Below are 21,310 nucleotides of genomic sequence, written 5' to 3'. Positions count from 1 at the left end.
TCCGGAAAGGGGCCTCGGTGGCCGACGTACGCGACCGTGAGATCAGCGTCGAACAAGAACATCTCGACCAGGTCTACCGGCGTCTCGAGGAGAAGATCCACGAGGCCGAGTTCCTCATGACCGACGCGGCCAAGCGTTCCCAGGTCGGCACGCCGGGCGCGCTCGCCGAGCGGGACGCCCAGGTGTTCCGCGCGGGGGTGCATCTCAACCGCCTCAACAGCGAGTTCGAGGACTTCCTCTTCGGGCGGATCGACCTGCTCCTTGGCAAGGACGGCAAGAAGGGCCCGGACGGCGCGTACACGTCGGTCGAGCCCGCCGAGGACGCGGTGAGCGAGAACAACACCGCCGAGATCGCCGAGACCCTGCACATCGGGCGCATCGGCGTCCTGGATGCGGACTACTCCCCGCTCGTCATCGACTGGCGGGCCCCGGCCGCGGCGCCCTTCTACCGCTCGACGCCGGTCGATCCCGGCCGTGTCGTACGCCGCCGGGTCATCCGCTCCAAGGGCCGCAAGGTCCTCGGCGTCGAGGACGACCTGATGCGCCCCGAGCTGACGGCCACCCTGAACGGCGGGACGCTGCCCGTCATCGGCGACGGCGCCCTGATGGCGGCGCTCGGCCAGGCCCGCAGTCACACGATGCGGGACATCGTGGCGTCGATCCAGGCCGAGCAGGACATGGTGATCCGTGCCGCCGCCGCCTCGGTGACGTACGTCGAGGGCGGCCCGGGCACCGGCAAGACCGCCGTGGCCCTGCACCGCGCGGCCTACCTCCTCTACCAGGACCGCCGCCGGTACGCGGGCGGCATCCTGATCGTCTCCCCGACCCCGCTCCTCGTGGCCTACACGGAGGGCGTGCTGCCCTCGCTCGGCGAGGAGGGGCAGGTCGCGATCCGCGCGGTCGGCGCGCTGGCCGACGACGCGACGGGCACGGTGGAGGCCACGGTCTACGACTCGCCCGCGGTGGCCCGCGTCAAGGGCTCGTACCGGATGCTGCACGTGCTGCGGAAGGCCGCGCGGGGTGCTCTGGAGAGTGGCGTGGGTGCCGCCGCGAAGACGGCCTCGCAGAGCGGCCAGCTCTCCTTCGGGGAGTTCGGCGACGATGACGACGACGAGAGCCCCCAGACCCCCCTTGAGACCCCCACGCGCCTGCGTGTGGTCGCCTTCGGCCGCCGTCTGGAGCTGGAGGCCGACGCCCTGGGCCGCATCCGCCGCAACGCGCTCAGCGGCACGGCGCCCGTCAACCTGCTGCGCCCGCGCGCCCGCAAGCTCCTGCTCGACGCCCTGTGGTCGCAGTCCGGCTCCGCGGGCCGGCACAGCGACCCGGAGCTGGCCGCCGAGCTGCGCTCCTCCTTCGACGAGGACATCACGTCCGAGGACGACTTCATCCGCTTCCTCGACGCCTGGTGGCCCGAACTCACCCCGCGCGCCGTCCTGTCCGCGATGGGCGACGAGCGGCGTCTTGGCCGCTGGTCGCGGCGCGTCCTGAACCCGGGCGAGGTCCGCAAGGTCGCACGCTCCCTCAAGCGCGACGCCCTGTCCGTGCACGACGTGGCGCTCGTCGACGAGCTCCATTCGATCCTCGGTACGCCGCCCAGGCCCCGTAAGAAGAAGGATCTCGACCCCCTCGACCTGCTCACCGGGCTCGACGAACTGATGCCGCAGCGCGAGGAGTCCCAGCGCGAGCGCGCCGAGCGGCTCGCGGCGGAGCGCACCGAGTACGCCCACGTCATCGTCGACGAGGCCCAGGACCTGACGCCCATGCAGTGGCGCATGGTCGGCCGCAGAGGGCGGCACGCCACGTGGACGATCGTCGGCGACCCCGCCCAGTCGTCCTGGTCCGACCCGGACGAGGCAGCCGCGGCCCGTGACGAGGCCCTGGGCAGCCGCCCGCGCCGCCGCTTCACCCTCACCGTCAACTACCGCAACCCCGCCGAGATCGCGGATCTGGCCGCCAAGGTGCTCGCGCTCGCGATGCCGGGCGCCGAGTCGCCGTCAGCCGTTCGGTCCACCGGGGTGAAGCCCCGTTTCGCCGTCGTACGCGACAAGGACCTCGGCGCGTCGGTCCGCGACGAGGCGGCGCGGCTGCTCGAACAGGTGGACGGCACGGTCGGTGTCGTCGTGGCGATGAACCGCCGTGAGCAGGCGGCCCGCTGGCTCGCCGGGCTCGGCGGCCGGGTGGTGGCGCTGGGCAGCCTGGAGGCCAAGGGACTGGAGTACGACGCCACGGTCGTCGTCTCTCCGGCGGAGATCGCGGACGAGTCCCCGGCCGGCCTGCGCGTCCTCTACGTGGCCCTGACCAGGGCCACTCAGCAGCTGACGGTCCTCTCCGGGGAGCGCGACGAGCCGGACGCGGACGGGGTGCCGGACCTGCTCCGCGAATGACTTTGCGGTACGGGAATTGCCTTGCGGGGATCGTTTGTTACCGTTGATGTGGCACCGGCCCGATCCAAGCCCCCGGGCCCAACCTTCGTCGCTTCGAGCGACCACTTGCCGCGAGGCGAGCATGGCGGGTCGGTGTCATTAGCGTAGGGAGAGGCCCTCGTCACGACGTGACGAGGGCCTCTTTCCGTTTCTCCTGCCGATCCCCCTACCGACCGCGCGCAACTTCTCGTATGGTGGAAACTAGTTTCCGAAAAGCTGGTGAACGAAAAGTTCGCAATCCGAGGCGGCTACCACGTACTCAGTGGTAGGTGCGACGATCGGACGGCAAGAGCAACACGGTGAAAGCAGAGGAAGTCGGCCATGGCAACGGCGCCCAGCGTCTCCTACTCGAACACGGTCCGGTTGGAGGTGCCCGCGAGCGGCACCGCGGTCTCCCAGATCACCACGGCCGTCGAGTCCCACGGAGGCTCGGTGACCGGCCTCGACGTCACGGCTTCCGGTCATGAGGCACTCCGGATCGACGTCACGATCGCGGCGACCTCCACGACGCACGGCGACGAGATCGTCGCCCAGCTGCGCACCATCGAGGGCGTCACCGTCGGCAAGGTCTCCGACCGTACGTTCCTGATGCACCTCGGCGGCAAGATCGAGATGGCGTCCAAGCACCCCATCCGCAACCGTGACGACCTCTCCATGATCTACACCCCGGGCGTGGCCCGCGTGTGCATGGCGATCGCCGAGAACCCCGAGGACGCACGCCGCCTCACGATCAAGCGAAACTCCGTTGCGGTCGTAACGGACGGTTCGGCCGTTCTCGGGCTCGGCAACATCGGCCCGAAGGCCGCGCTGCCGGTCATGGAGGGCAAGGCGGCCCTCTTCAAGCGCTTCGCCGGCATCGACGCGTGGCCGCTCTGCCTGGACACCCAGGACACGGACGCGATCGTCGAGATCGTGAAGGCGATCGCCCCCGGCTTCGCGGGCATCAACCTCGAGGACATCTCGGCGCCGCGCTGCTTCGAGATCGAGGCCCGCCTGCGCGAGGCCCTGGACATCCCCGTCTTCCACGACGACCAGCACGGCACGGCGATCGTCGTGCTCGCCGCCCTGACCAACGCACTTCGCGTGGTGGGCAAGGGCGTCGGCGACGTACGCGTCGTCATGTCCGGTGCCGGCGCCGCCGGTACGGCCATCCTCAAGCTGCTCATCGCGGCGGGCGTCAAGCACGCCGTCGTGGCCGACATCCACGGCGTCGTGCACGCGGACCGCGAGGACCTCGTGGACGCCGCGCCGGACTCGCCGCTGCGCTGGATCGCCGACAACACCAACCCCGAGGGCGCCCGCGGCACCCTCAAGGAAGCGGTCGTCGGAGCCGACGTCTTCATCGGCGTGTCGGCTCCGAACGTCCTGGGCGGGGACGACGTCGCGGCCATGGCCGACGGCGCCATCGTGTTCGCGCTCGCGAACCCGGACCCCGAGGTCGACCCCGCGATCGCCCGCCAGACGGCGGCAGTCGTGGCCACCGGCCGTTCGGACTTCCCGAACCAGATCAACAACGTCCTGGTCTTCCCCGGCGTCTTCCGCGGCCTGCTCGACGCCCAGTCGCGCACGGTCAACACGGAGATGATGCTGGCGGCGGCGGGCGCCCTCGCGGACGTCGTCGCCGAGGACGAGCTCAACCCGAACTACATCATCCCCAGCGTCTTCAACGACAAGGTCGCGGGCGCCGTAGCCGATGCGGTGCGCAGCGCGGCGAAGGCCGCCGGGGTGACTGTGACAGGTGCCACGGGCCAGTAGTACGGCGCGTCGCGGAACCCGGGGCCCGCAAAGGCCCTCTAGGGTGGCGTGGAAGCGCGCCCCCGACTGCCACCTTCCAGGGGGCGGTGAAGCTGTTCGTGTGACCCCCCAAGGGCGCCGGATTGGCTTTCCCGCCGCAGGTGGGGGCAGGATGCCTTTCTGGGCGCGAGGGTCCGGAACACGGACCCGGGTCCGGGGCCTGACCGAGGACCCTGGCAGCATCGGCTTCGCTGTGCCCATCATGCGGCTCCGCCGCGTGGCACGCCTCAACGGCAAGAAGAACACGGGAGTACAAACATGAACCGCAGTGAGCTGGTGGCCGCGCTGGCCGACCGTGCCGAGGTGACCCGCAAGGACGCCGACGCCGTGCTGGCCGCGTTCGCCGAGACCGTCGGCGAGATCGTTGCCAAGGGCGACGAGAAGGTCACCATCCCCGGCTTCCTGACCTTCGAGCGCACCCACCGTGCCGCTCGCACCGCCCGGAACCCGCAGACCGGCGAGCCGATCAACATCCCGGCCGGCTACAGCGTCAAGGTTTCGGCGGGCTCCAAGCTCAAGGAAGCCGCCAAGGGCAAGTAGCCTCAGGCAGCAATTGAAGGGGCGGCCACCCGGTTGGGTGGCCGCCCCTTCTGCGTGCGTGAGGAGCCGTCAGGCGAGCGTCGCCCGGCCCGGCAGCTCCACCTTCGCGCCGAGCTCCACGAGCTTGTCCATGAAGTTCTCGTAGCCGCGGTTGATCAGGTCGATGCCGTGGACACGGGACGTGCCCTGCGCCGCCAGGGCCGCGATCAGATACGAGAAGCCGCCGCGCAGGTCGGGAATGACCAGATCGGCGCCCTGGAGCTTCGTGGGGCCGCTGACGACCGCCGAGTGGAGGAAGTTGCGCTGGCCGAAGCGGCAGTCGGAGCCGCCCAGGCACTCCCGGTAGAGCTGGATGTGTGCGCCCATCTGGTTGAGCGCGGAGGTGAAGCCGAGACGGGACTCGTAGACCGTCTCGTGGACGATGGAGAGGCCCGCGGCCTGCGTCAGGGCCACGACCAGGGGCTGCTGCCAGTCCGTCTGGAAGCCGGGGTGTACGTCCGTCTCCAGGGCGATCGCGTTGAGCGAGCCGCCCGGGTGCCAGAAGCGGATGCCCTCGTCGTCGATCTCGAAGGCACCGCCCACCTTCCGGTAGGTGTTCAAAAACGTCATCATCGAGCGCTGCTGGGCGCCGCGGACGTAGACGTTGCCTTCGGTCGCCAGGGCCGCGGAAGCCCAGGAGGCGGCCTCCAGGCGGTCCGAGAGGGCGTGGTGGTTGTAGCCGCCCAGGCTGTCGACACCGGTGACCCTTATGGTCCTGTCGGTGTCCATCGCGATGATCGCGCCCATTTTCTGCAGAACGCAGATGAGGTCTTCGATCTCGGGTTCGACGGCGGCGTTGGAGAGCTCGGTGACGCCCTCGGCGAGCACGGCCGTGAGCAGCACCTGCTCGGTGGCGCCGACGGACGGGTACGGCAGCTGGATCTTCGTGCCGCGGAGCCGCTGCGGGGCCTCCAGGTACTGGCCGCCCTCACGCTTCTCGATGGTGGCGCCGAACTGGCGGAGCACCTCGAAGTGGAAGTCGATGGGCCGGCCGCCGATGTCGCAGCCGCCGAGGCCGGGAATGAAGGCGTGACCGAGGCGGTGCAGGAGCGGCCCGCAGAACAGGATCGGGATCCGCGAGGAGCCCGCGTGTGCGTCGATGTCCGCGACGTTGGCGCTCTCCACGTGCGAGGGGTCCATGACCAGCTCGCCCGGCTCCTCACCGGGGCGGACCGTGACGCCATGCAGCTGCAGGAGTCCGCGTACGACGCGGACGTCGCGGATGTCGGGGACATTGCGCAGCCTGCTCGGAGCGCTGCCGAGCAGCGCGGCGACCATGGCCTTGGGCACGAGGTTCTTCGCGCCGCGGACACGGATCTCGCCCTCCAGCGGGGTTCCGCCGTGGACAAGCAGTACATCGTCGGTGACGGTCATGAATCTCGCGTTCCGATTGGATGGACGGGGGGACCAAAGGGCAAGCGTAATGGGCGAGTACCCCCCTTCCGTAAGGCCAAGGACGTCCGGAACACGTCAGGAGTTCGCGACAACACGAAACGTTCGGAACCGGACACTCCGGGTCACCGCCGAAAGTGTGCGCTCCGGCCGCTTCAGTGCGCCCCTGAGCTGCATTCACTCCCGTACGCGCATTGCCTCCCCCCGCGGGGCAAAGATGCGGGATCATGTCGTTCATGACCGAGGTGTCCTCGCTCACAGGGCGGCTGCTCGTGGCCACGCCTGCCCTGACGGACCCGAACTTCGACCGCGCGGTGGTGCTTCTCCTCGACCACGACGAGGAGGGCTCGCTCGGCGTGGTCCTCAACCGGCCCACGCCGGTGGACGTCGCGGACATCCTGGAGGGCTGGGGCGATCTGGCCGTGGCGCCGGGAGTCGTCTTCCAGGGCGGCCCCGTCTCGCTCGACTCGGCGCTGGGCGTCGCGGTGATCCCCGGCGAGGAGGGCGCGTCCCCCAGGCCCCGGCCACGCCCGTCCAGAGGCGAGCCGATCGGCTGGCGCCGCGTGCACGGCGCGATCGGCCTGGTCGACCTGGACACACCCCCCGAACTCCTGGCCCCCGCGCTCGGCTCGCTGCGGATCTTCGCCGGGTACGCGGGCTGGGGCCCGGGCCAGCTGGAGGACGAGCTCACCGAGGGCGCCTGGTATGTGGTCGAGTCCGAGCCCGGTGACGTCTCGTCGCCGGACCCCGAGCGACTGTGGCGCGCGGTCCTTCGCCGGCAGCGCAGCGAGTTGGCGATGGTGGCGACGTATCCGGATGATCCATCGCTTAACTGACAGGTCAGCGCCTCAGAACGGCTCTCGGTGGCGGAACCACGAGTCACGCGGATAGCGTTCTGACGCGTACTTGTCGTTCTGCATACGGGGGTTGACCGTGAAGCGCCAGAATCCGCCCAAGCTGCCTGCCTTCGCGGCGGGTTCGCACGCGTGGGGGGTCTGATTCCGTGTCGGACAGAACCAGATACGACCTCGACCTCATCAAGGAATGCTCGGAGTCGCTCTACCGCATCCACCGTGAGTTCAAGGAGAACGGCGACCCCTCCGACGGCTACGAGAAGGACTTGGGCAGCGACAAGCTGCGCGACATCTTCGACGACTTCTCCAGCACCTGGAAGAAGACGCGCAAGAAGCTGAACAAGGACATCGAGAACCTCGCCAAGATCACGGCAGATGCGGCCAAGGCGTACGAGGACATCGACCACGAGCTCGCCGACGCGCTCCGGGACGCCAAGAAGAGTGACAAGAAGGGAAAGAAGTGAGCGGGCGGCCGAGTGACTGGACTCCTCTCTACGACTCCGATCCCGTACCCGGCGACCCGTACGAGGTCGCACGCCTGGGCAAGAAGCTGCGCGGAATGGCCGAGGAGATCGACAAGCAGGCGCGGAACATCAAGGCCCTTGCGTCGGTCGAGAGTTGGGACAGTGACGCCGGGCGCGCCTTCCACGAGGTCGCGGGCGACACGGCGGGGCGCCTGAAGAAGGCGTACGACCGCTATGACGAGGCTTCCATCGCCCTGGGCACGAAGGTCGGGGAGGGCGAGTCGAAGGAGTACGCCAGCGAGCTGCACCGCGCGCAGCGCATGGCGGACAAGGCGCTTGAGGAGTTCCGTACGGCGGAGACGGAGCAGAAGTCCGCCATGAAGGAGCTGGAGAAGACCAAGGGGACGGTGCCCTCGTCGCGGGAAGACAGTGTCGACCGCACGAAGCAGCAGAAGAAGCGGGACGACGCCGCCACGGTGATGGCCCAGCACCGGCAGAAGATCATGAACGCGGTGGAGATCCGTGACGACGCCGCGAGCGCGGCGGCCAAGAAGATCAAGAACGTCATCCACCATGACGGCGTCCGGGATCCCGGTGGGTTCATGAACTGGATCGCGGATCACGCGGACTGGTTCACGGCTGCGGCGACGGTTCTGGCGGTGGTGGCGTTGGTCGCTGCGGTCGTCCTTACGGGCCCCTTCGCCGCTGCGTTCTTGGTGGTACTGGCATCCTCGCTCAGCGCCACGGCTCTGGCAGGTCGGCTGTACGACGTCTTTGCCAGGGGTGGAAAGTTCGACGCGATGAAGATCACTATCGATGTGCTGGGGGTCATTCCGGGCCTCGGCGCGTTGAAGGGGGTCACCGCGGCGGCCAAGGGCGCACGGCTTGCCACCGCGGGGAAGGGTGCATGGGGCATGTTCACCAACGGCTTCGCCGTGAAGCGCATCAACCAGGGAGCCGGCCTTGCGTCCAAGCTGCTGGGGAAGTGGGGTTCGAAGATCCCCGGCGGAAGCGCCCTCGCGTCTAAGATCCCCGCTGGGGGCTGGAATCCGGAAAACGTAACGCGATTCATCAAGGGCGCCGCCCTGACGAACCTGGGGGTGCACTCAATCCTCAAGTTGGCGCGGATCCAGCCCGACGGCGGTGGCGAGCCCAAGCCCCTCACCCCGGATCACGGACCTGGCGCACATCCGAAACCGACCCCGAACTCGCCGTCGGAGCCCAGCACACCGTCGCCCTCGCCGAGGCCAAGCCCGAGCCCGAGTCCGACATCCGCGCCGTTCCATGGCGCGCTGGCGCCCGCGGGCTAAGGAGACCGTGTAATGAGTGACTACCATGCTCTGGAATACGGGAAGTTTGTCGACGACACCGGGACCGCCCATGACATGGTCCCCTCGTCCGTCATCGCCGCAGTTCCTGCGGCAAGAGAGGCGGCCGAGCAGTACGGGCGGGCGGTGCGCTTCGATTTCCTCGATGACAGAGCTGTGCATTGGCTGCTGTTCCAGCGACGTCAGGACGCGGAGAAGGGCAGCGCCCTCGGGTGCCTCCTCGCTCTCCCGATCTTCGTATTCGGGTTCGGTGCTTGGCCGTTCTGGGATCTTGTCGCGTCGCAGAAGCCCAGGCCGTTCCAGATCGCTTTCATCTGCATCGACGCGCTGATCGTCCTCGCCTCGATCGTGGCGGCCTACCGCCTGCGCCGCCCAGACGTCGTGAGTCCGACGCTGCGCAATATGCGCTGCCGAGCCCGTCTCTATCGCAAGATCGTCGTCATCGCCCGCCGAGGCGGCGCCGACATCCCGAGCATGTACCCGTACTACGGCATGTACGCCACATCCCGGAAGTTCTTCCCCGACGCACCCGAGAGCCCTGTTCCGCCCCTTCTGGAAGGCGATGGACCCAAGTGACCGCCCCCACCGTGCCGTCCCGACTGGAATTCATTCCGACCCAGGCCGTGTCACCTGATGCCCAAGGCTTCCAAGCCGACGACATCCACGTCCGCTGGGTGATGCCGGAGATCTTCCACGACATCCCCCTCCACACGGAGGACGAGGACGAGGCGGTCCGGCTGCTCGAGGAGCTCGCGCAGAAGGCGCTGCCCGGTGCCGAGGTCGAGGACTGGCTCAAACTCGCGGTCGTCGTCGCGCTCGGTATGGACGACCTGCTGGCATCCGGTGCCGAATATGCCGGCCTCTGCGTGAGCGCGGTCGGCGAGGCCCCGTGCAGCGCCACCGTTTACGCCGCGCTGACCGACAGCCCGGAAGGCGACGACCGGGACCCGATCGCGGCGATCGCATCCAGTCTGCGCCGGGAGGACGCGGGTGAGGTCACCGAGATCCAGCTTCCGTGCGGGCCCGCGGTGTCGTGCGTCGGCACGCGCGATGACAAGGTGACCGGCGAGCTGACGGAGGACCCGCAGGGCCTCACCCTCCCGACGTCATTCATCCGTGTCTATGTCCCGTTGCCGAACGACACCACGCTGGTGATGGAGATGAGCACGCCGACACCGGCGGGATGGGACCCGTTCGCGACGATGTTCGGGAACATCGTGAGCAGCATCCGCCTGTTCGAGGCGGACGGCGAGCCGCTGATCATCCCGGACCGGGACGCGGACGCGTGAGTGAGACCGTGGCGCCGCCGGAGGACTACCGGATACTCGTACCCCGCGACTGGTTCCGCGTCGACCTGACCCAGGAGCGGTGGCGCGGTCAGCTGAAGACGTTCGTCGACCGTGAAGCGGCGGACAGCGGTGCCTCCGCCGAGACCCGGCGCGGCATCTGGACAACCCTGCGCAACACCGCCGAGGCCGGGGTCGCGCAGGGCGCCCTGGAGTTCTTCCTCAAGACCGAGTCGCCCCAGGACTCGGCCTACCCCGCCTCGCTGTTGGTCTCTCTGCTGCCCACACCTCCCGGGCTCGCGCCGGACGCCGCCGACCTGGCGGGCACGCTGACCCGGCGCAGGGGATCGGGGTCGCAGATCACGACCATCGAACTCCCGGCGGGGGACACGGTCCGCGCCGTCACGGACGCGACGCTGGACTTCCATGTGCGGATGCCCGGCGGCGTGGGCTATTTGATCCTCGCGTTCTCCTTGCCGTTGAGCGGCACGGAAGGTCCCATGGGTGACCTGTGCGACGCGATCGCGTACTCGTTGAGATGGGTGTGAGGCATGGCTGAGGAAGAGCGCAAGGAAGAGCGCAAGGAAGAGCGCAAGGAAGAGGGCAAGGGCAACGACGAGGCGACGCGTGAGGGATTCGCCTTCACCGACTGGCTGGAAGGGGCCGCGATCCTCGTCTTCCTCGGCGCGCTGGTGTACAAGTTCGTCGGCTGATGTCCGGGGTTCCAGATGGTTTTCGCCCGCGTCGAGGAGATATCGCTCGGCCAGGGGACGCAGGCCGGTGCGGCGGGCCGCGTGAGAGTTCCGTCGCCCGCACGTCCGGGCGATGCCCGGACGCGGTCGGCGTAGGTACCCTTGGATGCCATGAGCACTCTTGAGCCCGAGCCCGAGCGCGGGGCAGGTACGGGGACCCTCGTTGAGCCGACGCCGCAGGTGTCGAGCGGTGACGGCGACCACGAGCGCTTCGCGCACTATGTCCAGAAGGACAAGATCATGGCGAGCGCGCTCGACGGTACGCCCGTCGTCGCGCTCTGCGGCAAGGTGTGGGTGCCGGGTCGTGACCCGAAGAAGTACCCCGTCTGTCCCATGTGCAAGGAGATCTACGAGTCCATGAGCGCCGGTGGCGACAAGGACAAGGGCGGTAACGACGGCAAGGGCGGCGGCAAGAAGTAGCCTCCCGGAGTTTCCCGGCCCGGCGCCTTCCCGCCGGTCCACGACCCTCCTCGCGACGGGGCGTTGCGTGTACCGCAACGCCCCTTTTGCGATGTGCAACGGCATGGCAGCCTCGCCCCATGACCTTGACCTTTGAGGAACTGATCCCGGCGCCCTCGCACGCCGAAGGACCGCACACCGAAGGCTTTCTCCTCGACCCCTCCACCGTGCTCCGCGCGGCACCCGGCACCGAGTCCACCGAGCGCTGGCTGCGCTCCACCCTCGGCGCCGCGCTCGGCCTGCCCCTGGCGCCGGGTGAGGGCGGTGGCGTCTCGCTGGAGATCGACGGCTCCCTCGCGCCCGAGGCGTACCGGCTCACCGTGGGGGCCGGCGGCATCGAGATCGTCGGCGGTGCGGCCCCCGGCGTCTTCTGGGGTGCGCAGACCCTGCGTCAGCTCATCGGGGCGGACGCCTTCCGTCGCGCCCCCCTGCGGGCCGGGGTTCCGCACACCGTCCCCGGGTGCCTCATCGAGGACAGCCCCCGCTTCCGGTGGCGCGGCATGATGCTCGACGTGGCCAGGCACTTCATGCCCAAGGACGGCGTCCTGCGCTATCTGGACCTGCTCGCCGCCCACAAGCTGAACGTCTTCCACTTCCACCTCTCCGACGACCAGGGCTGGCGCGTCGAGATCAAGCGCCACCCGAAGCTGACGGAGGTCGCGTCGTGGCGGCCGCGCTCGAAGTGGGGGCACCGCGCATCGGAGTTGTGGAACGACACCCCGCACGGCGGCTACTACACGCAGGACGACATCCGCGAGATCGTCGCGTACGCCCATGAGCGGCACATCGCCGTCGTACCCGAGATCGACATTCCCGGGCACTCGCAGGCCGCCATCGCCGCCTACCCGGAGCTCGGCAACACCGACGTCGTCGACACCGCGTCACTCGGCGTCTGGGACACCTGGGGCGTCACCCCCAACGTTCTCGCCCCGACCGAGAACACCCTCCGCTTCTACGAGGGGGTGTTCGAGGAACTGCTCGAACTCTTCCCCTCCACCTTCATCCATGTCGGGGGAGACGAGTGTCCCAAGGACCAGTGGAAGGCCTCGCCGACCGCGCAGGCCCGCATCAAGGAGCTGGGGGTCGCTGACGAGGACGGGCTGCAGAGCTGGTTCATCCGGCACTTCGACACCTGGCTGACCGCGCGCGGGCGCCGTCTCATCGGCTGGGACGAAATCCTCGAAGGCGGCCTCGCGGACGGCGCCACCGTCTCCTCCTGGCGCGGGTACGGGGGCGGCATCGCGGCGGCCAAGGCCGGGCACGACGTCGTCATGTGCCCCGAGCAGCAGGTGTACCTCGACCACCGGCAGGACGGCGGCCCCGACGAGCCCGCGCCCATCGGCTTCGTCCGCACCCTGGAGGACGTCTACCGCTTCGAGCCGCTGCCGCCGCAGCTCACCGCCGAAGAGGCCCGGCACGTGCTCGGCACCCAGGCCAACGTCTGGACCGAGGTGATGGAGTACCACGCACGCGTGGACTACCAGGTGTTCCCGCGTCTCGCCGCCTTCGCCGAGGTCGCCTGGAGCGACCTGCCGACATCCGCCGAGCGCGACTTCGCGGACTTCGAGCGGCGAATGGTCCCGCACTACGCGCGACTTGACGCACTCGGCGTCGACTACCGCCCGCCGGGCGGCCCGTTGCCGTGGCAGCAGCGCCCGGGTGTGCTCGGACGCCCGATCGACGGGACGCCCCCGAACGTGTGAGGAGGAACTCGTAGCCGGTGTGTCGGGCTGCCCGCGCTGGGAGCGTGGGCAGCCGGACGAAAGCCGTACAAGGATCACCGAAGAGTGGCAATTCCCGCCGACCGGCGAGGGCGTGTGAAATCGGCACAACCTCCTGGTCTGCGGACGAATGACTCCTAGCGGACCCCCGCGCCGGGGGCCGGGGAAGATGTGCCAGAGTTGCCACGTCCGGGCTGTGAACACGTACCGTACGGCGGAACAGGCGTAACGGTGGGAACGGCGGGAAAGCCGCCGGACATCGGGAAGGGGCAGCCGGTTTTGACCACGCACGCACCGCAGGCGGCGCAGACCGCGCAGACGGCGAAGCTGCCTGGAACGCTGGACGAGGCCGTGGAGGCACTCGCCGCGATGCCCGCCGCCGTGCCCGTGGCCGGCGGCACCGACCTCATGGCCTCCGTCAACGCGGGCCTCCTGCGCCCCGCCGCGCTCGTCGGCCTCGGCCGCATCAGGGAGATCCGCGGCTGGCAGTACCAGGACGGTCACGCGCTGCTCGGCGCGGGACTCACGCACGCACGCGTCGGGCGGCCCGACTTCGCCGCCCTGATCCCGGCGCTCGCCGCCGCCGCGCGCGCCGCGGGACCCCCGCAGATCCGCAACGCGGGCACCCTGGGCGGCAACATCGCCACGGCGGGCCCGACCGGCGACACCCTGCCCGTACTCGCCGCCCTCGAAGCCGTCCTCATCATCGCGGGCCCCGGCGGCGCGCGCCGCGAGGTTCCCGTGTCGCACCTCCTCGCGGGGATGGACATGCTCCGCCCCGGTGAACTCATCGGTTTCGTACGACTGCCGCTCCTGCACGCCCCGCAGGTCTTCCTGAAGGCGACAGGGCGCACCGGGCCCGGCCGCGCCACCGCGTCCGTCGCGCTCGTCCTGGACCCCGCGCGGCGCGGCGTGCGCTGCGCGGTCGGCGCCGTCGCCCCGATGCCGCTGCGGCCCCTGGAGGCCGAGCAGTGGGTCGCCTCGCTGATCGACTGGGACGGCGAGCGGACGATCGTGCCGGAGGCGCTCACCGCCTTCGGTGAGTACGTCGCCGCCGCCTGTATCCCCGACCAGCCTCCGGCGGAGGACGGCTCACCGCAGCCGCTGCCCGCCGCCGTACTGCACCTGCGGCGCACCGTCGCCGCGCTGGCCCGACGAGCACTGGGGAGGGCGCTGTCGTGAGCGACGACCAGAACGGCAATGGCGGCTGGCAGCCGCATCCGCAGGGCGAGTACGACTCGGACGCCACGGCCTTCGTGCAACTGCCCGAAGGCGCCCTCGACGCCTTCGACCACTCGCCGCTCGCCGCGCCAGGACACGGCTACGTGCCGCCGCAGATAACGGTCACCCCGACGACGGCCGACGCGACGGACCCGGCCGCCACGGGCGTCTGGGCCATGCCGCCCGAGGTGACCGGCGTACAGAACGTGCAGTGGCCCGCCGCGGGCGGGGCGCCCGAGCCCGCGCCGTCCGGTCACGACGTGCAGGCGCAGGAGCACGCGTACGACCCCCGGGCCACAGGCCAGTGGAGCTTCCAGGAGGCGGAGGGGCACGCGCCCGCCGCCCCCGCGCCCGCCGACGTCACGGGGCAGTGGTCGATTCCCGTCGCCAATGGTGACCTTCCGGACGAATCCGGCGAGTTCACCGCATCCTCGCTCGCTACACAGTGGGGAGGTACGCCGCCCGCGACGCTGCCGGGTGGCGCGGCGGCGCCGTGGGCGACGGGTGGCGCGGGTGTGGGTGCGCCGTGGTCGGAGCCGGTGCGGCACCCGCATGCCGAGCCGCATCCGTACCCGCACGTCGAGCCGCAGCACCAGCACCCACAACACGTCGAGCCGCGGCATCACGAGCCCGTGGCCGTGGCCCATGAGCCCGTAGTGCCCCCGGAGGCGTTCGTCCCCGAAGCGCCGGTCGCTCCCGAGATGCATGTGGCGGTGCCCGAGGCGCCGCCCGAGGTGCCCGACGTCCCCGCGGAGCCGGAGCCCGAGCCCGCCCCGGAGCCGGAAGCCGAGGTCGCGGTCGAAGCCGAGCCCGAGGCGGAAGCCGACGTCGAAGTCGGGCCCGGAGCCGGGACCGCGGTCGAAGCAGAAGCCGACCCCGGAGCCGACCCCGGAGCCGACCCCGAGACCGATCTCGGGACCGACCCCGAGACCGACCCCGAAGCGGCGGCCCCCGTCACCGCCCCCGCCGACGAACACCCCCTCTGCTCCTACGTCCTGCGCGTCAACGGCGCCGACCGCCCCGTCACCGGCGCCTGGATCGGCGAGTCCCTGCTCTACGTCCTGCGCGAGCGCCTCGGCCTCGCGGGCGCCAAGGACGGCTGCTCGCAGGGCGAGTGCGGGGCCTGCAACGTCCAGGTGGACGGCCGTCTCGTCGCCTCCTGCCTGGTGCCCGCCGCCACCGCCGCCGGAAGCGAGGTGCGTACCGTCGAGGGCCTCGCCGTCGACGGCAGACCCTCCGACGTGCAGCGGGCGCTCGCCGCCTGCGGTGCCGTCCAGTGCGGCTTCTGCGTACCGGGCATGGCGATGACCGTGCACGACCTGCTCGAAGGCAACCCCGCCCCGTCCGACCTGGAGACCCGCCGCGCCCTGTGCGGCAACCTGTGCCGCTGCTCCGGCTACCGCGGCGTGCTCGACGCCGTGCAGGAAGTGGTCGCCGAGCGCGAGGCGTCCGCGTCCGCCGCCGAACCGTCCGGGCAGGGCGACCAGCCGGGCGAGGCGCGCATTCCGCACCAGGCGGGACCCGGCGCCGGAGGGGTCAACCCGGCGGCGCAGGACGGAACGTACGAAGGACCCTACGGCCAGGACGGAGGCCAGGCGTGAGCAACGAAGCCGCGGAGACGGCGCACACCGCGACCGCGGCGGAGACGCAGCCGGGCCCCGAGCCGCTGCCGCACGGCATCGGCGCCTCGCTGCCGTCCGCCGAGTCCCGCGCCAAGACGGAGGGCACGTTCCCCTACGCGTCCGACCTGTGGGCGGAGGGGCTCCTCTGGGCGGCCGTCCTGCGCTCGCCGCACGCGCACGCGCGCATCGTCTCGATCGACACGTCCCAGGCGCGCGAAATGCCGGGCGTGCGCTCCGTCGTCACCCACGAGGACGTGCCGGGCGAGGCACTGCACGGCCGCAAGACGGCGGACCGTCCGGTCTTCGCATCCGATGTCGTACGCCACCACGGCGAGCCCATCGCCGCCGTGGCCGCCGACCACCCCGACACGGCGCGGATGGCCGCCGCCGCCATCTTCGTCGAGTACGAAGTCATGGATCCGGTCACCGACCCGGAGAAGGCGTTCGCGGCCGAACCGCTGCACCCCGACGGCAACTTGATCCGGCACATCCCGCTGCGGCACGGCGACCCGGAGGCGGCGGGCGAACTCGTCGTCGAGGGCCTCTACCGCATCGGCCGCCAGGACCCGGCGCCGATCGGCGCGGAGGCGGGTCTGGCCGTACCCCGTCCCGACGGGGGCGTGGAGCTGTACATCGCCTCCACCGACCCGCACACCGACCGCGACATGGCCGCGTCCTGCTTCGGCATCGATCCGGACATCGTGAAGGTCGTCGTGACCGGCGTCCCGGGCGCGACCGCCGACCGCGAGGATGCCAGCTTCCACCTGCCGCTCGGCCTGCTCGCGCTCACGACGGGCTGCCCGGTGAAGCTGACGGCGACCCGCGAGGAGTCCTTCCTGGGCCACGCCCACCGCCACCCGACACTGCTGCGCTACCGCCATCACGCGGACGCCGAGGGCAGGTTGGTGAAGGTGGAGGCGCAGGTCCTGCTGGACGCGGGCGCGTACGCGGACACGTCGTCGGACGCGCTCGCCGCGGCCGTCTCCTTCGCCTGCGGTCCGTACGTGGTCCCGAACGCCTTCATCGAGGGCTGGGCGGTGCGCACGAACAACCCGCCGTCCGGGCATGTCCGGGGCGAGGGCGCCATGCAGGTGTGCACGGCGTACGAAGCCCAAATGGACAAGATCGCCAAGAAGTTGGGCATCGACCCGGCGGAGCTGCGGCTGCGCAACGCGATGGCCACCGGCGACATCCTGCCCACCGGCCAGACGGTGACGTGTCCGGCCCCGGTGGCCGAACTCCTTGCCGCCGTAAGGGACTTCCCCCTCCCCGAATTGCCCAAGGACACCCCCGAGGACGAGTGGCTGCTGCCAGGAGGACCCGAGGGCGCGGGCGAGCCCGCGGCCGTGCGCCGGGGCGTCGGCTACGGCCTCGGCATGGTCCAGCTCCTGGGCGCCGAAGGCACGGACGAGGTCTCCACCGCCACGGTGAAGGTCCACGACGGCATCGCGACCGTCATCTGCGCGGCGGTCGAGACGGGCCAGGGCTTCTCGACGCTCGCCCGGCAGATCGTCCAGGAGACGCTCGGCATCGACGAGGTCCGCGTGGCCCCGGTCGACACGGACCAGCCCCCCGCAGGCCCCAGCTGCCACGGCCGCCACACCTGGGTGTCGGGCGGCGCGGTGGAACGCGCGGCGAAGATGGTCCGCACGCAGCTTCTCCAGCCCCTGGCCCACAAGTTCGGGATGTCGACGGAGCTGCTCCAGATCACCGACGGCAAGATCACGTCGTACGACGGGGTGCTCAGCACGACCGTCACGGAGGCGATGGACGGCAAGGAACTGTGGGCGACGGCCCAGTGCCGCCCGCACCCCACCGAGCCCCTCGACGAAGCGGGCCAGGGCGACGCGTTCGTCGGGATGGCCTTCTGCGCGATCCGCGCGGTCGTGGACGTGGACGTGGAGATCGGTTCGGTACGGGTCGTGGAGCTCGCGGTCGCCCAGGACGTGGGCCGCATCCTGAACCCGACCCAGCTGAGGGTACGTATCGAGGCGGGCGTCACCCAGGGGGTCGGCGCGGCTCTGACGGAGAACCTCCGTACGCCGCGCGGCCTGGTCCGCCACCCCGACCTGACGGGGTACGCGCTCCCGACCGCCCTGGACACCCCCGACATCCGCATCGTGAAGCTGGTGGAGGAGCGGGACGTGGTCGCGCCCTTCGGCGCGAAGGCGGCGAGCGCGGTGCCGGTGGTGACGACCCCGGCGGCGGTGGCGTCGGCGGTACGGGCCGCCACCGGCCGCCCCGTGAACCGCCTCCCGATCCGCCCCCAGGCGGCGGTCGCGACGTGACGGCGCCCCTGGCCGGGGTCGTCGTCATCACCGGCATCATGGCCGCAGGCAAGTCCACGGTGGCGCAGGCCCTAGCCGAGCGGCTGCCGCGCGCGGCGCACGTGCGGGGCGATGTCTTCCGCCGGATGATCGTGTCGGGCGGCCAGGAGTACGAGCCGGGCGCATCGGACGAGGCCGCGGCGCAACTCCGTCTGCGCTACGGCCTGTCGGCGTCGACGGCGGACGCGTACGCCGCCGCGGGCTTCGTCGCGGTGGTCCAGGACGTCATCCTGGGCGAGGAGTTGAAGACGTACGTGGATCTGCTGCGTACGCGCCCCGTGCACGTGGTCGTCCTAGCCCCGCGCCCGGACGCGGTCGCCGCCCGGGAGGCCGGTCGCGGCAAGACCGGTTACGGGGCATGGACCGTGGAGGCCCTGGACTCGGGGATGCGGGAGACGACGCCACGGCTCGGGCTCTGGCTGGACAGCAGTGACCTGACGGTCGACGAGACGGTTGACGCGATTCTCGCGGGGCTCGACGAGGCACGGGTCTGAACCCCTCGGGCGGTTCTTTCAGGTGGTTCCATGGAGGCCGTGGCGGGAATCGAACCCGCGTTACTGGATTTGCAGTCCAGCCCCTAAGCCACTCGGGCACACGGCCGAGATGAACTCGACCCCTTGAAGCTAGCTGTGACCGGCGGGTTAACTCAAGGGATCTCCGGGTGCCGCAACGGGACTGCCATACCGCGTTCACGAACGGCGCGACACCACGGGCCGTGGGTGGCAGAGGTCGGGTAATGCAAAAAAGTTCCACCATCTCGCTGCGGAACCCCAGCTCACTGCCCATGCGAGTGAGATTTTCTAGCAACGAACGCTTATCGACCTCGGGAGACGGACGCCGATGTCGAGGGACGGCCGCAACCCTCCGTCACCTCCGCCGTTGCTGTTGCTGCGCCTTTGGTTGTTGGCCGCTGAGCCTCGGGGTGGCCATGCGCACCGGCCTCGGGGCCGGCGCCGCCACGTCGTGTAAACCCCGGTTTCCAACCCGTGGCCACGTCCGAACATTAGGCGACGAAAGTCAGCCCCCACCGACCCGAGCGGGCTCACACGGGATGGAGGCTCGCTCAGCCACCCACTCAGAGAAACCACGCTAATCAAGACCTTCGCCGCGTGGAACTTGCGGCTCCCTTCTGACCCTGCTGTTCGTCCTATGCCGCCGCCGTAGTGGAGCGCACGGCACAGTCGTGGCAGTGGCCCGGTCTCGGGGCCGATCGCCGTGAGGCCAGATCGCGATGCTGGGGGTTCTCTCCCTCGTTTCTTACGTTCTTGATGTCGCGCCCCACCGTGTGCGGGGCCGCCAAGGCGAGGAAACCCCGATGGGGTCAAATAGGGGTGGACATGTCGATTTCCGCCCAGACTGTTTTGCAGGAGGTCGAGCCCGATTCCGTGCCCCAGCGGTCGGACAGGGCGGCGACCAGGAGCAGGCCTCGGCCTGACTCGGCGTAGACAGGCGGAAGCTGGGCTGCTCCCGGTGGTCGGCGGTCCGCCCTCGCGTCCGTCACCTCGATACGGAGCGTGGCCGCCTCGGTGAGTGTGAGCGCCAGACGGAAGCTTCTGCCGGGTACATGACCGTGCAGCGCGGCGTTGCTCGCCAGTTCGGCGACGATCTGCTCCGCTGCCTCGAACGGCAGTGCCCAGGCGCGGAGTTGCTCGCCCGCGAGCAGTCGGGCCAGGCGAGCACCTCTGCGGGTGGCGGACAGCAGGATCGTGAACTGGTGTACGGGGATCGGGGTGCGGGTGGTTTCGTGATTCACGTCACTCAGCGTGGCCGTGCGTGCGTACCGTGAACAGCGGCGCGGGCTGTGCGTACCGCGTTTGTCCCGCGTTTGTCCTGGCTTGTCCCGGCTGTACCGGTGACGTCCGGGTACGAGTGCGCGTTGGGCTTGGACGGTACGTCGGAGGTGGCGCGGTGGACACGGAACGTGGCGGCGAGGGGCGTAATGACGGGGCGGACGAGCCCGGTTGGGACGTCGATCCGGAGGACGAGATCAGTGCGGTGGTCGAGATGACGGGCCACCAGCTCAAGTTGCGGAGGGAAGCGGCGGGCCTTCGCGTGGCCGAGTTCGGGGAGGCCATCGGGTACGGGGAGGACCTGATCCGGAAGATCGAACGCGGGGCGCGGATTCCTCGTCCCGAGTATCTGGACAAGGTGGACGAGGTCCTTGACGCGGGTGGGCTTGTCTCCGCGATGAAGAAGGAGATGCGGGAGGCCCGCTATCCGAAGAAGGTGCGGGAGCTGGCGAAGTTGGAGGAGAGGGCGGTCGAGGTTGCGCTCTACAGCAATCACAACATCCACGGGCTCTTGCAGGCGGAGGAGTACGCGCGGGCACTCCTCGGTACGTGGCGGCCTTCGCTCTCTGAAAGCGAGTTGGAGCGGGCGTTGGCGGCGCGTATGGCTCGACGGTCCATCTTCGACCGGTCTCCGGCCCCGGACCTCAGCTTCGTGCAGGAAGAGGTGACGCTCCGACGCCCGATCGGAGGGAGGATGGTGTTGCATCGGCAGCTCGAACGGCTTTTGGAGCTAGGTCAGTTGCGAAACATTGAGATCCAGGTGATGCCGACCGACCACGAGGGCCACCCTGGAACGGCCGGTCTGATCGAGGTACTCAAGTTCGGAGACGGGACGGCGGTCGGGCGTTCCGAGGGCGCGTTCAACAGTCGCCCGGTCACGGAGCCAAAGCAGCTCCGTATCCTCGAACTGCGGTATGGAATTATCCGGGCCGAGGCTCTCTCGCCACGGGAGTCGCTGGCCTTCATCGAGCAAGTGCTGGGAGAGACATGATCCGCAAGGCCTCGGCTGGGGACACTTCCGAGCTGAATTGGTTCAAGAGCAGCTACAGCAGCAGTAGTGACCCCAACGATTGCGTCGAGATCGCCCTTGAGTGGCACAAGAGCAGTTACAGCAGCGGCAATGAGGGTGACAGCTGCGTTGAGGTAGCCACTGCCCCCGCCACCATCCACCTCCGCGACTCCAAGAACCCCCAAGGCCCCCAACTGGCCTTCGCCCCCGCCGCATGGGGCGACTTCGTGACGTACGCGTCCGGGAGCTGACCGACCCGGGGCGACCCGGGGCGAGCCGGACCGACCCG

20 protein-coding genes and 1 tRNA gene are annotated in these 21,310 nt (G+C 70.0%); 18 read left to right on the top strand and 3 right to left on the bottom strand.

Annotated features, from left to right (window positions below; genetic code table 11):
- Positions 1–17: 17 nt before the first annotated feature.
- The 3 genes from ACFVXC_RS24410 (at position 18) to ACFVXC_RS24400 (ending at position 4,757) form a co-directional block, all read left to right on the top strand.
- A complete protein-coding gene (locus ACFVXC_RS24410) occupies positions 18–2,384 on the top strand; it encodes a HelD family protein (protein WP_389908468.1) in 2,367 nt (788 codons plus the stop codon).
- Between the two features lie 360 nt (positions 2,385–2,744).
- Positions 2,745–4,178 (top strand): NAD-dependent malic enzyme, encoded by a 1,434-nt coding sequence (locus tag ACFVXC_RS24405; protein ID WP_389908465.1) that lies wholly within the window; start codon positions 2,745–2,747, stop codon positions 4,176–4,178.
- A gap of 297 nt (positions 4,179–4,475) precedes the next feature.
- Entirely contained in the window at positions 4,476–4,757 is a 282-nt protein-coding gene (locus tag ACFVXC_RS24400; RefSeq protein WP_016645140.1) for an HU family DNA-binding protein, read from the top strand.
- Positions 4,758–4,826: 69 nt separating this feature from the next.
- Here the strand turns inward: ACFVXC_RS24400 and murA are convergent, their stop codons facing one another.
- Positions 4,827–6,170, bottom strand: a complete 1,344-nt coding sequence (gene murA / locus ACFVXC_RS24395; RefSeq protein WP_389908462.1) for a UDP-N-acetylglucosamine 1-carboxyvinyltransferase — start codon at positions 6,168–6,170, stop codon at positions 4,827–4,829.
- A 245-nt stretch (positions 6,171–6,415) separates the two neighbouring features.
- Here murA and ACFVXC_RS24390 point away from each other — a divergent pair, with 245 nt between their 5' ends.
- The 13 genes from ACFVXC_RS24390 to ACFVXC_RS24330 all read left to right on the top strand — a co-directional run bounded on the left by ACFVXC_RS24390 (position 6,416) and on the right by ACFVXC_RS24330 (position 18,716).
- The gene (locus tag ACFVXC_RS24390) at positions 6,416–7,024 is read left to right on the top strand and encodes a YqgE/AlgH family protein (RefSeq protein ID WP_389908460.1); all 609 of its coding nucleotides are present in this window, start codon (positions 6,416–6,418) and stop codon (positions 7,022–7,024) included.
- A 167-nt stretch (positions 7,025–7,191) separates the two neighbouring features.
- Positions 7,192–7,506 carry a hypothetical protein gene (locus ACFVXC_RS24385; protein ID WP_389908457.1) on the top strand — a complete coding sequence of 105 codons (315 nt, stop codon included), beginning with the start codon at positions 7,192–7,194 and terminating at the stop codon, positions 7,504–7,506.
- Positions 7,503–8,816 (top strand): putative T7SS-secreted protein, encoded by a 1,314-nt coding sequence (locus ACFVXC_RS24380; protein ID WP_389908455.1) that lies wholly within the window; start codon positions 7,503–7,505, stop codon positions 8,814–8,816. The genes ACFVXC_RS24385 and ACFVXC_RS24380 overlap by 4 nt, the downstream gene beginning before the upstream one ends.
- 12 nt (positions 8,817–8,828) lie before the next feature.
- A complete protein-coding gene (locus ACFVXC_RS24375; protein ID WP_389908452.1) occupies positions 8,829–9,410 on the top strand; it encodes a hypothetical protein in 582 nt (193 codons plus the stop codon).
- On the top strand, positions 9,407–10,123 hold the full coding sequence (locus ACFVXC_RS24370; RefSeq protein ID WP_389908450.1) for a hypothetical protein: 717 nt from the start codon (positions 9,407–9,409) through the stop codon (positions 10,121–10,123). The genes ACFVXC_RS24375 and ACFVXC_RS24370 overlap by 4 nt, the downstream gene beginning before the upstream one ends.
- Positions 10,120–10,668, top strand: a complete 549-nt coding sequence (locus tag ACFVXC_RS24365; protein WP_389908448.1) for a hypothetical protein — start codon at positions 10,120–10,122, stop codon at positions 10,666–10,668. Before ACFVXC_RS24370 ends, ACFVXC_RS24365 begins: the two co-directional genes overlap by 4 nt.
- Before the next feature lie 3 nt (positions 10,669–10,671).
- Positions 10,672–10,833 carry a hypothetical protein gene (locus ACFVXC_RS24360; RefSeq protein ID WP_389908446.1) on the top strand — a complete coding sequence of 54 codons (162 nt, stop codon included), beginning with the start codon at positions 10,672–10,674 and terminating at the stop codon, positions 10,831–10,833.
- A gap of 150 nt (positions 10,834–10,983) precedes the next feature.
- Positions 10,984–11,292: a DUF3039 domain-containing protein gene (locus tag ACFVXC_RS24355; protein WP_383275550.1), complete on the top strand. Its 309-nt coding sequence runs from the start codon at positions 10,984–10,986 to the stop codon at positions 11,290–11,292.
- Positions 11,293–11,411: 119 nt separating this feature from the next.
- The gene (locus ACFVXC_RS24350) at positions 11,412–13,034 is read left to right on the top strand and encodes a beta-N-acetylhexosaminidase (RefSeq protein WP_389908443.1); all 1,623 of its coding nucleotides are present in this window, start codon (positions 11,412–11,414) and stop codon (positions 13,032–13,034) included.
- A 297-nt stretch (positions 13,035–13,331) separates the two neighbouring features.
- Entirely contained in the window at positions 13,332–14,234 is a 903-nt protein-coding gene (locus ACFVXC_RS24345) for an FAD binding domain-containing protein (protein WP_389908440.1), read from the top strand.
- Positions 14,231–15,874 carry a 2Fe-2S iron-sulfur cluster-binding protein gene (locus ACFVXC_RS24340; protein WP_389908437.1) on the top strand — a complete coding sequence of 548 codons (1,644 nt, stop codon included), beginning with the start codon at positions 14,231–14,233 and terminating at the stop codon, positions 15,872–15,874. Before ACFVXC_RS24345 ends, ACFVXC_RS24340 begins: the two co-directional genes overlap by 4 nt.
- A complete protein-coding gene (locus tag ACFVXC_RS24335) occupies positions 15,871–18,183 on the top strand; it encodes a xanthine dehydrogenase family protein molybdopterin-binding subunit (protein WP_389908434.1) in 2,313 nt (770 codons plus the stop codon). Before ACFVXC_RS24340 ends, ACFVXC_RS24335 begins: the two co-directional genes overlap by 4 nt.
- A 38-nt stretch (positions 18,184–18,221) precedes the next feature.
- Positions 18,222–18,716, top strand: a complete 495-nt coding sequence (locus tag ACFVXC_RS24330; RefSeq protein ID WP_389908706.1) for an AAA family ATPase — start codon at positions 18,222–18,224, stop codon at positions 18,714–18,716.
- Positions 18,717–18,747: 31 nt separating this feature from the next.
- On the opposite strand, the gene ACFVXC_RS24325 is transcribed toward ACFVXC_RS24330, so the two are convergent.
- Together ACFVXC_RS24325 and ACFVXC_RS24320 are read right to left on the bottom strand one after the other, a co-directional pair.
- Positions 18,748–18,822 (bottom strand) — tRNA-Cys (locus tag ACFVXC_RS24325).
- Positions 18,823–19,543: 721 nt separating this feature from the next.
- Complete coding sequence (locus tag ACFVXC_RS24320) at positions 19,544–19,975, bottom strand: ATP-binding protein (RefSeq protein ID WP_389908431.1); 432 nt, start codon at positions 19,973–19,975, stop codon at positions 19,544–19,546.
- A 155-nt stretch (positions 19,976–20,130) separates the two neighbouring features.
- On the opposite strand from ACFVXC_RS24320, the gene ACFVXC_RS24315 reads away from it, so the two are divergent.
- The gene (locus ACFVXC_RS24315) at positions 20,131–21,003 is read left to right on the top strand and encodes a helix-turn-helix transcriptional regulator (RefSeq protein WP_389908428.1); all 873 of its coding nucleotides are present in this window, start codon (positions 20,131–20,133) and stop codon (positions 21,001–21,003) included.
- Positions 21,000–21,272 carry a DUF397 domain-containing protein gene (locus tag ACFVXC_RS24310; RefSeq protein WP_389908425.1) on the top strand — a complete coding sequence of 91 codons (273 nt, stop codon included), beginning with the start codon at positions 21,000–21,002 and terminating at the stop codon, positions 21,270–21,272. Before ACFVXC_RS24315 ends, ACFVXC_RS24310 begins: the two co-directional genes overlap by 4 nt.
- Positions 21,273–21,310 lie beyond the last annotated feature (38 nt).

This window comes from Streptomyces sp. NPDC058257 (assembly GCF_042881845.1).
In the GTDB taxonomy this organism is placed as follows: Bacteria; Actinomycetota; Actinomycetes; order Streptomycetales; family Streptomycetaceae; genus Streptomyces.
The sequence above is the reverse complement of the archived record's forward strand: the minus strand, read 5'-3'. Positions and strand labels throughout refer to the sequence as shown.

What these genes read in the sequence shown, in the direction of transcription:
- ACFVXC_RS24400 (WP_016645140.1), top strand. Translation starts at nt 4,476, where the DNA reads ATGAACCGCAGTGAGCTGGTGGCCGCGCTGGCCGACCGTGCCGAGGTG.
- ACFVXC_RS24390 (WP_389908460.1), top strand. Translation starts at nt 6,416, where the DNA reads ATGTCGTTCATGACCGAGGTGTCCTCGCTCACAGGGCGGCTGCTCGTG.
- ACFVXC_RS24360 (WP_389908446.1), top strand. Translation starts at nt 10,672, where the DNA reads ATGGCTGAGGAAGAGCGCAAGGAAGAGCGCAAGGAAGAGCGCAAGGAA.
- ACFVXC_RS24330 (WP_389908706.1), top strand. Translation starts at nt 18,222, where the DNA reads ATGGCCGCAGGCAAGTCCACGGTGGCGCAGGCCCTAGCCGAGCGGCTG.
- ACFVXC_RS24350 (WP_389908443.1), top strand. Translation starts at nt 11,412, where the DNA reads ATGACCTTGACCTTTGAGGAACTGATCCCGGCGCCCTCGCACGCCGAA.
- ACFVXC_RS24355 (WP_383275550.1), top strand. Translation starts at nt 10,984, where the DNA reads ATGAGCACTCTTGAGCCCGAGCCCGAGCGCGGGGCAGGTACGGGGACC.
- murA (WP_389908462.1), bottom strand. Translation starts at nt 6,170, where the DNA reads ATGACCGTCACCGACGATGTACTGCTTGTCCACGGCGGAACCCCGCTG.
- ACFVXC_RS24375 (WP_389908452.1), top strand. Translation starts at nt 8,829, where the DNA reads ATGAGTGACTACCATGCTCTGGAATACGGGAAGTTTGTCGACGACACC.
- ACFVXC_RS24405 (WP_389908465.1), top strand. Translation starts at nt 2,745, where the DNA reads ATGGCAACGGCGCCCAGCGTCTCCTACTCGAACACGGTCCGGTTGGAG.
- ACFVXC_RS24310 (WP_389908425.1), top strand. Translation starts at nt 21,000, where the DNA reads ATGATCCGCAAGGCCTCGGCTGGGGACACTTCCGAGCTGAATTGGTTC.